General features: G+C 36.6%; 6 protein-coding genes, 1 tRNA gene and 2 pseudogenes. 4 read left to right on the forward strand and 5 right to left on the reverse strand.

Annotated elements, in window-relative coordinates; all coding sequences use genetic code 11:
* Positions 1-92: 92 nt before the first annotated feature.
* A pseudogene (locus ACFILD_RS00225) lies at positions 93-232 on the forward strand (integrase); the annotation flags it as partial.
* An 84-nt stretch (positions 233-316) separates the two neighbouring features.
* Here the strand turns inward: ACFILD_RS00225 and ACFILD_RS00230 are convergent.
* Positions 317-407 (reverse strand) — tRNA-Ser (locus ACFILD_RS00230).
* A 315-nt stretch (positions 408-722) separates the two neighbouring features.
* On the opposite strand from ACFILD_RS00230, the gene ACFILD_RS00235 reads away from it, so the two are divergent.
* Positions 723-1,919, forward strand: coding sequence for a porin (locus tag ACFILD_RS00235; protein ID WP_375631641.1), 1,197 nt, complete (start codon positions 723-725; stop codon positions 1,917-1,919).
* Between the two features lie 1,236 nt (positions 1,920-3,155).
* Here the strand turns inward: ACFILD_RS00235 and ACFILD_RS00240 are convergent.
* The 4 genes from ACFILD_RS00240 to ACFILD_RS00255 all read right to left on the reverse strand — a co-directional run bounded on the left by ACFILD_RS00240 (position 3,156) and on the right by ACFILD_RS00255 (position 9,191).
* Entirely contained in the window at positions 3,156-3,962 is an 807-nt protein-coding gene (locus ACFILD_RS00240) for an N-acetylmuramoyl-L-alanine amidase (protein WP_273791536.1), read from the reverse strand.
* 867 nt (positions 3,963-4,829) lie between these two features.
* Positions 4,830-7,004 carry an isocitrate/isopropylmalate family dehydrogenase gene (locus ACFILD_RS00245; protein ID WP_375664609.1) on the reverse strand — a complete coding sequence of 725 codons (2,175 nt, stop codon included), beginning with the start codon at positions 7,002-7,004 and terminating at the stop codon, positions 4,830-4,832.
* Complete coding sequence (locus tag ACFILD_RS00250) at positions 7,001-7,732, reverse strand: alpha/beta fold hydrolase (protein ID WP_375631637.1); 732 nt, start codon at positions 7,730-7,732, stop codon at positions 7,001-7,003. The genes ACFILD_RS00245 and ACFILD_RS00250 overlap by 4 nt, the downstream gene beginning before the upstream one ends.
* Before the next feature lie 262 nt (positions 7,733-7,994).
* Complete coding sequence (locus tag ACFILD_RS00255) at positions 7,995-9,191, reverse strand: multidrug effflux MFS transporter (protein WP_375643657.1); 1,197 nt, start codon at positions 9,189-9,191, stop codon at positions 7,995-7,997.
* Positions 9,192-10,006: 815 nt separating this feature from the next.
* On the opposite strand from ACFILD_RS00255, the gene ACFILD_RS00260 reads away from it, so the two are divergent.
* Complete coding sequence (locus ACFILD_RS00260) at positions 10,007-10,777, forward strand: phage tail assembly protein (protein WP_375664610.1); 771 nt, start codon at positions 10,007-10,009, stop codon at positions 10,775-10,777.
* 625 nt (positions 10,778-11,402) lie between these two features.
* A pseudogene (locus ACFILD_RS00265) lies at positions 11,403-11,522 on the forward strand (DUF3792 domain-containing protein); the annotation flags it as partial.

The following is an 11,522-nucleotide window of genomic DNA, read 5'->3' on the forward strand; positions in this document are numbered from 1 at the left end:
TTTGCTTTAGTTTACACCATTAGAAAAGAAATTTTTGTAACTTGTTTCATGAAACATAAAATTAAAAATCAACACAGGAATTAAGAAAATGAGCAACCACACGCGCTGCTAATACAGGTATTACAATTTCGCACATAAATTTAGATGGAAGGAAGATAAAATAGCACCACTCTATAGCAGAGTAGCTGATAGAAAACGCCTAGCAAGAAAAGCAATCAAAAAACTTCACAAAATTGAGATTGGTAGAAAAGCAAATGAGCACAAATCACTGAAAACAAAATTCCTATACACAATCAACTGCTTTTATAACAATAGATGGCGGAGAGGAAGAGATTCGAACTCTCGAGAGCCTTTTGAGCCCTACTCCCTTAGCAGGGGAGCGCCTTCGACCACTCGGCCACCTCTCCAACAGAGAGGCATAAATGGTATCAACAGAAAGTTCAAGACATTTTCGATTTTTTTCCCAAATATCTGAAAATTTTTCTCCTATTGATCCCATAGGGAGCAAAAGTTAATAAAACAAGAATTGTGTCTTTTTTACCACAGCATCTCGAATAGTACATATATATATTACAAAAAGGTAATTTCATATTTGAAACTCTAAAAAGATTAGTTATAGCTAAGATAACAAGTGCTGCGTATTTTACTTATGTCTTTGTCCTTAATGCGTTAGGCAAATGGTACTCTTTAGAAGAAATTTAACAGGACCGCGGAGATCCCATATGAATATTAAATCCCTCTTTTTAAGCTCTACAGCAGCTTTTTTAGCAATTTCTGGAGCACATGCTGCTTCAACAGTTATCGCCGAACCCGAACCTGTAGAATATATTCGCGTTTGTGATGCCTACGGAAAAGGATATTTCTATATCCCTGGAACAGAAACCTGCATGCGTTTATCAGGAAATGTTCGTACTGATTTTATAGGCGGTAATAATATCGATGCAACAACCGAAACTGAACTAAGAGACAAAAGAAAAACCTACGGCGCCGCATCACGGCTCACCCTTGTTTTTCAAGCAGCTTCTGAAACAGAAATGGGAACACTTCGTTCATATGCAAGAATTTATTCAAACTGGGGTGATGGTAGAGACAACGCTGCTGCAAAGCTTGCCGCGGCTTACATTGAACTGGGTGGTTTTCGCGTAGGTCTTGATGACACAATTTTCAACAGCTGGACTGGTGATTATGGAGATGTTCTCAATGATGACAGCATAGCGCCTGCCGGCACAACACGCACCAATTTTATTTCCTACACCTTTAATGGTGATTCCGGCTTTTCTGCTATTATCGGCGCTGAATTAGGCAATAATGCAGATTCTCTTCCAGGAATAACAGGATACTACATTGATAAAGATGATAAGCTTGTTTCTATCACTGAGGGTACTCTTCCAAGTAAAGCAATTAAAAATTACACCCCGAATGTGATTTTGGGTATAAAGTTCATGCAAAAATGGGGTGGTTTTTCAGCAGTTGCAGCATATGATGCTTACTACAAAAAGTGGGCTGGAAAAGTACGTGCAGATTTCAATGTCAACGATCGTTTCAATCTATGGGTAATGGCTGGCTATAAAAATGGCCTTGATTACTACACAGTAAATACAAAAAATGAATTATCACGACAAAGCACAACGATTTATGCAAACTGGGGTGGTAAATGGGCTGCTTGGGCGGGTGCCACTTACAAGCTTACTCCAAAAGCAAATTTGAATGCTCAAGTTTCTTATAGTGCTGTAAAAACCTTTGCAACTTCTGTAAATATTACATACACGCTGGTTCCAGGATTTGTGATTACACCTGAATTAACCTATGTTTCTTGGAATGATGATCGCGTTGTGACGGATAAAAATAATGATGAAAAACATTTATTCAATAAGAAAAGTGCTTTTCAAGGTATGATCCGTTTACAGCGTTCATTCTAATCCTATTTAAGCTACAGCTTTTAAAAACTGGCAACATGGTTTGCCAGTTTTTATTTTTGGAATCAAATATCATGAATATCTTTTCCTGATACGTATTGTCTTGTCTCTCGGAAAAAAACGACTTAGTTTCATAAAACTACTCTCAGAAGATTAACCCTGATATGCTTGATAAGAGCACTTTACACGGGCGTTTACACATCACTTCAAACATAATCTCTTCCTTGCCCTTTAAAGCATGAGCAAACCCTTTTGCTTTATGACCAAATTGGTCTTTCTTAGCAATTTACTTCTAACCTTTGTTAATTTAGGTCATGAACTTCTCTGGTCAATTCTGTACTGAACAGATAAAATATTGAAAAAAACAAGACATCATTGTGTTTTTGATATGCCTGAATGTGTCTTCTATCAACACTCTAAAACACAATGTTTTATAACACGGCTTCATTAAAAAACTTAATCATCAAGAAACATGCTGTCAAAACGATGCAAATATTCCCTAAAGCAATAAAAGAGAAAAGCGATATATCTTCAAAAAATGAATTGACCTCTTCCCCTTCTAAAGAATAAAGCCCCTATCAGGAGCAATCTGTAAATACCCCTATTTTTCCTGAACCTACATCACATTGATTTATAATCATAATTTATTATTTTTCATGTTTCAATCAACCAAAACCTTTCACTTGTACAACAAGCGGAGAGAGCCGTGTGAATAAAAACGAGTAAAGAAAACCCTTTTATGAATCGTTTTAAACTCCAAGGGCTATAGTAACATTGAGATCTGACAAAATGTACGATAGTGCTAGGCACTTTTATTAAGCATAAAAATGAGGATACACTTCATAGAGGATTTTAGATTATATTCTCTATAAACGTCGCTGTAAAATATGTGTTGTAATACGCATTAAAAGACATTGCTTTAAAACAAGCATGGAAATATACAACACAAGTCCATTTTATTTGAAGCGTTTTATCCTGCGTAAGGAGCATGCCATCATATACGCAACATCTTGACTTTACGCGTTTTTAAAGGAAGAAAAGAAACAGTAAATTTAATCTTTGCAAATCATAGAGCTTTCAGAGTTATGTTTTCATAAAACGCCTTATACCGTACAGGGGATTTTTTACACGATTAATGCCTTTTTTACATAAAACGCATTGGCAAAAAGCAGCCTCTCTTGATAATAAAAAGGCTTACACGTAATCATAAGCCATATTTTCAATTAAAACGCATTGAATTCACGGAAAATACTTATCAACCAATGCATAAAGAATTGCTGCTGTTTCAACATCTAGAATCCCATCATAATTTTCTTGACGAAAATGAAGTTGAAATGCTCGGATCAAATCTTTGTATCCTGTTTGGGGACACGCAGCAGAAATGTCATATCCATAACATTTTAGCTTCGCCAAAACATCTTCTTTGGGTGGAAAGTTCTTAGAGAATTGCTCTTGATAATGACTTTTTAGTTCATCATCATACCATGCTCCTATACCTGCCTTATAAAGTTCTTTCCATGGAAAAGCTGCTCCTGGATCACTTTTTCTTCCAATGGCAATATCACTATGTCCCACCACATCAGTTGGCATAATATCGGGATACCGTTGAAGAATATTTAAGGCAAGTTCCTTAACGGCATCAATTTGTATTGGATTATAAGGAGGAAATATCCCCCCCTCATCATGATAAGCCATAAAACCAACTGTCTCTTCTGGAGACTCAGAATGACCCGTCGCTAAATTAACGATTTCAATCCCGATAGACGCATCATTGAGATGACTATGCCCAGCCCATGAACTCACACCCGCATGCCATGCACGCTCATTTTCATCGACCAGATTAAAAATACGCATGTCCTTAAAGCCTGCCTCACGATATGTCTGCTCTGAAGGATCAGGAACAAGATAGTGTGCACTAACCTTTTCTCCTGTAAGCGCCATAATCGAGGCTTTAAAATCAAGAGCCGTATAATGCATGACGAGAAAACGAACGCGACGATTAAAACTCTTGACAGAACGATAACTGTTGTAATCAATCTGATACATAAAAGCCCTTTCTTTGTTGCTTAAAAAGACCACTGCGCACCACAACAGATAGGACACGAACTGTTAAAAATTTCGCAATGAACTTCCTAATCTAGATACTAAGAATTACGCCTAAAATTTGTTCATCAAAAACATTGACACTCTTATCAACAATTAAGACACATTTTTATTTCTCCCCCACACACGCGTAAAATGTTTTTAACCACATTCACAAATACACCGCATTAAATCTTTTCCCCAAACAAATTCCTACAAATTACCAATCGAAAGGAAAACAAAAGCGTAAAATGATCACTCATTAAATCTTCACGTCTTACAGAAAAAATAGTTCTTCCTGTTATCAAATTGAAAAATATCGCCCCTCGGAAGCGAACACCCAACGATCATGCAATCACACAAAAACTTAAAGGAAAAATTTTATGAGCTCTTTACAGCAATTTATTATCAGATCACGGAACGGCACATGTTCACAATAAAACTCTTCACGGACATATTGTTCAATAAAATTTGCAAAACTTTCCTGTAAATGACACGACTTCTTGTCTTTTCACACCATCGCTTTTTGATTTACAAAGAATCTCAATTATCTACAACGCTTGAGGCACATGAAGTCTCTGGATTCCTTGTCATCAGCTCTATGGAAGATAATATATTGATTTATAATCATAATTAATCATTATAAATATTGAATGTAGCGAACCTAATATCGTAAAGTTTTTCTTAATCTTGAATCAATCAAAGTCATTTAATGACACATCAAAAGAAAAAATACCCTATAGATAAAAACCACTTAAGAAAATGATCAAAATACTTCTTATAATAGAACGTTTAATAATTTAAGAAATATTGTTACGTCCCCATAGAGGTTCATTTTTTCTTCTCCGTTTTCAAAACTCTTTTTAAGACAGCCCAAGCTGCATATTCTTGTAAGACGACACCTAAAAGTGGTCGCGTATAGGGAAAAGTAATATGATCCTCACCATAACCTTTCATCCGTATAGCCATGGTAGCATGTCCAAGGCTTTCTGCTTGATTTTCTAATGTCTCCAAAGAAGGCTCTAGGCTCACTTCAACCTCAAGCAGTGGAATATCTTGTTTACCTTTTTCTATGGGCTGAAAATATTCTAAAAGCCGCGGATCATTGGCAGACCAATGAACCTCAACGTGCATTGCTAATTGTTTACAAGCAGTAGTAACTTCTGCACCAACCAAATAGGGGTGAAAATGACTTTCAAATTCTTCCACGAACTGTTGTTCCAAGGGCGCTTCTGATTGACCAACAAGCTGTACAAGAACATAGGGGCTTTTCCATAAAAAATGCCGTTCAAAGGGTTCATTTTCAAAATGATCATCCACCCACTGCGCAATTGTACTTTCATCAATTCCAATCAAAGTCCATGCATACCCCGCACGCGATACAGAAGAATATTTCTTCTCATTGTGTTCTAAATAATTCTCTAAAAGCGCAAGAGCCTGTGATGGTGGACCAGGCAAAACAACAAGCGTACTTCCATCGCAAGAGAGATAAAAGCCTGGTGCTGTGCCTGTAGGATTATCAAGCACGGTTGCTGTCTCAGGAAACAATGCTTGACGCGCATTACTCTTATCCACCAAAATCCCTAATCGTTGTAATTGACCTTTTATTGTTTGCCAAACATCTTCATGATGTAGTAAAGGCTGCTTTACAGCTTGAGCAACTCCATCGCGTGTTATGTCATCTGATGTTGGTCCCAATCCCCCACTGATAATGATAAGATCTTCTTGTCCAAGACAAGCAACAACAGTCTCACTGATTTGCTGTAATTGATCAGCACAAACAAAATGACGTGTGACTTGAATATTTCTCTTGTTCAAGCTTTGGCTTAAATCTTGTAAATTCGTATTCAAATATTGTCCTGAAAGGAGTTCATCACCAACAGTGATAATCGCCGCACGACAAACAAAGACAGGCTTCACAAGAGAATTGCGAACAGCTTCAGCCATTTGACGGGTAGAGGCGACACCTCCAAGATCATAGGTAACGGTTTTTCCAGCACGAATAACCTGATCAACACTCTCAGATAATTGTTTTGCTGCATCTTTAAAGCCTAAATGCTCTAAGAGTAAAGCCGTGGTATAAAGCATCGCAGAAGGATTTGCTTTATTTTGTCCAGCAATACGTGGTGCGCTTCCATGAACAGGTTCAAAACAAGCAATCTCGCTCCCCACATTCGCATGAGATGCAAGCCCCAATCCCCCCATTATCCCAGAGCCAAGATCAGAGAGAATATTGCCAAACATGTTTTCAGCAACAATCACACCAAACCGCTCTGGCTTGGTTGCAATCCACAAAGCAACCGCATCAACATTATGAATATCTGCTTCAATTTCCGGATAGTTTTGCGCAATTTTCTCAAAAATTTCCTGAGCAAATTGTCCACTTTCTCGCATAACATTGGGCTTATCAGCAAAAGTAACGCGCCTAAAGCTATATTTCCTTGCATAAGAAAAAGCATATTCAAATAACCGCTCTAAACCAAAGCGTGTCTGCAAACGGACTGTCCACGCAGCTTCCTCAAGCCCATATTTTGTCAAATTTGGATGTTTTAGCCAAACGGCTTTTTCAGGAGAAATACCCCGAAAATCCAATCCAGCATAAAGGCCTTCACTATTTTCTCTGATAACACAAAAATGAAAAGGTTTTCTCGGACCAAAGATGTATCTTACAGGACGTATATTTGCAAACAAACCTAACTTTTGGCGAAGTTGAAGTGCGGGAGCAACATAGGCAAGGTTTTTCTCTTTTAAATGCGGAGCAAGTTCTTTTAAAGCCGCTTCTTTTCCTTTATTGGTCACAGCACCAAGTAAAATAGCATCACTCTGAGTAATTTTTTGCCAAGTCGCTTGAGGGACAGAATTTCCTTCCTGTTTCCAACATTCAAAACCAATATCACCATAAGTCAATTCAATCGGCAATTGAAATTGCTCTAAAACCATCAACGCAGCATCACAAACCTCTAGGCCTATCCCATCACCAGGTAAGACAAGAACTTTCTTTTTCATAGTCCCTCCATCCACTCATCAATGACTGCATCCGTCATAGTAGGATTATCCTCCCACAAACGCGTACCAGCACCAGAGATAAGCTTATATTCATGATTCAGATTATGACTTTTTGTCTGATTATCTACCGTTGCAAGTTGCGACTTTTCTCCCACTAAAGCTAAAAACTTCCCCTTATACTTAACTATTTCATCTCTAGCATCTATTTCTAATAAGAGTTTAAACCCTCTTGTCATGCGTTCAATTGCCACGCTTTTTTGTTTATCGGGAATCTCCAATAAAACTCTTTTTTTCATAATGCCAGAAGGATGCATAAAACCATTGAGTATTTCCAAAGCCCCCGATAAATCATTATTTTCTAAGGAGGCAAAAATATCTCCAAGGCGCCGTTGCAAAACCTTATCTGGATAGCCAGGTGCATTCACAGCAAGCACAGCTTGAACATTGGGAAGCTGGGCTGCCAATATTTGTACCAATGTTCCAGCCATAGAAAATCCCACAAGCACTGCGGGCTCTTTAAAATAGCTTTTAAGTTTTTCTGCCATAAAAGATAAAATGTCTACAGCAGAATAATTGAGAACATGAGAACCCTTAGGAAAAAGAGAAAGCGTATCCAGCAGAGTGACAGGGAATCCTTTTGTTGAACATAGCTTTGTCAATGGAGAACAAAAAACACCACCATCCCAAATTGGCATTACAGGAGAGAGAATAATAATAGGAAGTCCCATTGATCAATTCCTCCCCTTATTTTTAAACATGCATTAGAGCCAGAACTTTTCCTACCCAATATAATGAAAATATGTTGAAATTCTATGCTCATATTCTCCCCTCATAATAATCGATTTGTTAAACTCAAACTAAGCTTGTAACAAATTTTAAACCCACTCAATCCAGAAACTTAATAAAAAAAATTCATCTAATGTACAGGTGCCCCATTTGTGTAAAACATCAAAAGCATTTCCGCATAATGCTTTCTTTTTATCATTTCACTCAGCTTATTTCTGAAGTCATAAAATGACGCGCTTTTTGAATATAAATGATAAAACCAATCATACAACACACAGCTAACAAAGTTGCCATAGCCCGTGGGCTATGACCAGAGATTTTTCCGATAACCGCTGCACTGAGTGCCGCACTTCCTAATTGCAAAGATCCCATAACACCAGAAGCCGCTCCCGCAGCTTTCGGATGCGATGAAATAGCCAACGCTGTTCCTAACGGCAATAAAAAACCATTTCCAAAAGTAAGAACAGCAATAGCCATAAAACTTGTCACAAGGGGCCATGGGCTTAGATACATTTGCAAAGCAAACAGCACACCACCTATCACAAAAATAATGTACCCTCTGCCCACAGTTTTTTCCATAGACTCGCGTTCAAAAAACCATCGCGCCAAAAGATTTCCCAAAATATAGGGAAACGAAACACCAATATAGCTATAACTAATGTGTATCGGCGATAACCCCAAAGTCGTGAGTAAAAAAGGCGACTCCACAATATAAGCAAAATAGGCAGCGTAAGAAAAACACGGAATAAGTGCATAAAAAATAAATTGTTTATTTCTGAAAACACCTAAATATGCCTTCATCAATCCTATAGGAGAAAAATGCTGCCGCCTTTGAGGGGGTAGAGTTTCGCTTAGCACAAAACAACATAGCAAAATGGTCAAAAATATAAAAAAGCTTAAAAAGATAAAAGTTGCCTGCCAATGAAAAGCCTGTATCAAAAGTCCACCAATGAAAGGTGCAAGCGCTGGTGACATTCCAATAAAAGGGAAAACAATCAAATAAAGTTTTCCAGCCGCTTTTTTATCCAACAAATCATTGATAATTGCACGACTTAAGACAAGTCCCGCACAAGCACCAAGACCTTGCAAAAAACGTAACACAAGAAAAGCGTGAATATGAACCGTATAAATCACACCAAGTGTCGTAAATAACCACAAGAATAAGCCCAATAGAAGTGTTTTTTTACGCCCAAAATTATCACTCAGCGGCCCATAAATGAGCTGTCCAAGTGCCAATGCCAACAAAAAAACCGCCACTGCACTTTGAATTTGAGATTGTGTCACTTGATAATATTGACGCATATCGCCCAGTGCTGGTAAAAAAATATCGGTAGAAATCAAACCTCCTGTTGATAAACATACGATAAGTATAATGAATGGTAATGTATATTTATGTTTCATCAGGAAAGTCACATTTCTTAAATTTAAAAATATTTAAATTTTACGTTTATAGAAAAATAATAATTTATATTTATAAATATAAAGCTATTTTAACTTTATCCACAGGGAATAAAATAATCAATTTTCTTTATTCTTTTACTTTATTCGAGAATAATTCAGCTTGTTGATACATAAATCCAGTGTATGATCCGCACGCACACACTCAACACGTAAATAAACACTTAGTGCTTCACTTTATAATTAATTTTAAAGCATAGCAAATCGCAATTTTAAAACTATACGCAAAAGAAGCTAAAAGATCAAAACTCCCCTTTAGAGATATATTTCCCAATCCGAAATAGCGCATTTTGTTGTATTCATGTTGCCCTATCTTCATCAGCTTTTTTTCATTGATATCATCAACAAAAACGCTCCCAAACACTATCCCTCTCCATGATAACAACATCACTTTCCCGACAACATCTTTTATCAGAAGTGGTTTACAACGCTCAAAGAAAAAAGAAGCCACAAACTCCCTTTCCTCAAAACTCCCCACGCAAATATTATTGTAACAATACAGCATATAATAATGGCTCATGGAGAAGTCTTTATCAACACAAATAATTGAGCAAATAAACTTAATAGCCCACTAATATCATAAAGAAAATTGTGCTTCTATCTCGCTCTAAAATCTAAATTCATCTTGTCCATTTTGTTAGAATTTCATTCTACATAGCCAGCACAAAGTTTATTGCCTAAGCTATTGACAAACATGATATAATAAAAATTTGACGAATCATTCTGCATCTAATGTAGAAAGCAAGGAGAAGCTATTAATGAATATAACAGAACGAGCCACGTACCAATTACTTGGACCTATTAAAGTGGAAGGAAAGACATACACAGAAATCACCTTACGCCGCCCGAAATTTAAAGACTTAAAAGCAATACAGAGCAAAGAAGGTGACGAGCAATCAATTGAAATGATCGCATGTCTTTCAGGGTGGTCCTATAATGCCATCAGTAAACTTGGTGTTCGTGATTTTTTAAACATTAAAGACATTTACGGGCCTTTAATAAAAAAAGTATTAAAAAAACTTGATAAAATGAATACAATCATAAAAATCCCATCCCTAAAAATCCTATCCTTAGAAACTCAATTTTCTAAACATCTCAAAAACTTTATAAACAAAGTAAATGCACCCATAAAAAGCATAATGGATGAATGTATTTTAATCGACAGTAAACCCGAAAAATGCACAAGTAACCTTTACACAAATACATTTGAAACAGAAGACATGACAACTGCAAATGCAAAAGTGAAAACCTGTAGCACCTATGAACCGATTACAGTTCATAATCCCTACGTCATAAAGGTGGAACGCATGACCTTTACAAAATGCACTTTCTTAGTACAAGATGGTCCATCGAACCAAATTTATCTCTCAAATCAAAGTGCTCTTACATCGTATAAAAAAACTACGGGCGAAACTAAAAAACAACCTTTGGAGAGAATCTCAAAACTTTTGGACATTGTCTCAAAACTTTTCAACTTTCCTCTCTGGTTTTGGGAGTTTTTACTCAAAGAACTTAGAAAAGTTTTCTAGCATTGTTTTGATATAGAGCAATAAGAGAAGGAAAAACAGCTTAGAACACTAATGTTTCTTCCTTCTCTTTTATCTCTCATAGCTTTTTGAATTGAATACTTTTGATATTTATTTTGAATAATTGAAGCATTCTTTTAATTATAAGTACAATATAAAAAACTAAAATTTTAGAAGACGCGCTGTTTTTACAAAAAAATGAATAATAAAATAAAGACTCCAGAATTTTACTTTTTACCTTCAAACATAATCAATGATGGAAAAGCGTTTACAAAGTTTTCCTCAAGCAGTATCTGGGACATTACTTGAAAGAAAAGCATTAAGAGAGCTTACTTTTAAGCTAAGGGGGAAAGATTAAACTTCACAACGACATTCAATCTTTTAAACATTGCAGTACAGAACGGGAAAAGAGAGCCATACCCCCATAGACCGTTTACCCCCCATCAACTAAAATTCTCGATAAACTGGTATTATCAGTTCTAGACTGGAGTCATGTAAGAAGAATTTTAAGTAATGATCACCGTCTTGTTTTCGATGTTTTCTGTCCTTTTTGGCGCATATCTATTCACTTTTGGAACATAATTTGCAAAAAGGCATTGTATCTCCAGCATATTCAAGGAGATAAAACATGGAAACTCGCATTCCTGAAAACACACCATTTGATACAAATTTTTTAGGAGAAACATCTCTAGAAGAAAAATATTCACTCTTTCACACACCCATTTCATGGTCCGCAATCTTTGCGGGA

Source organism: Bartonella sp. CL162QHHD (assembly GCF_042195435.1).
Classification (GTDB): domain Bacteria; phylum Pseudomonadota; class Alphaproteobacteria; order Rhizobiales; family Rhizobiaceae; genus Bartonella.

Coding starts and splice junctions, on each gene's coding strand:
- ACFILD_RS00245 (WP_375664609.1), bottom strand. CDS start 7,004: ATGAAAAAGAAAGTTCTTGTCTTACCTGGTGATGGGATAGGCCTAGAG.
- ACFILD_RS00260 (WP_375664610.1), top strand. CDS start 10,007: ATGAATATAACAGAACGAGCCACGTACCAATTACTTGGACCTATTAAA.
- ACFILD_RS00250 (WP_375631637.1), bottom strand. CDS start 7,732: ATGGGACTTCCTATTATTATTCTCTCTCCTGTAATGCCAATTTGGGAT.
- ACFILD_RS00235 (WP_375631641.1), top strand. CDS start 723: ATGAATATTAAATCCCTCTTTTTAAGCTCTACAGCAGCTTTTTTAGCA.
- ACFILD_RS00240 (WP_273791536.1), bottom strand. CDS start 3,962: ATGTATCAGATTGATTACAACAGTTATCGTTCTGTCAAGAGTTTTAAT.
- ACFILD_RS00255 (WP_375643657.1), bottom strand. CDS start 9,191: ATGAAACATAAATATACATTACCATTCATTATACTTATCGTATGTTTA.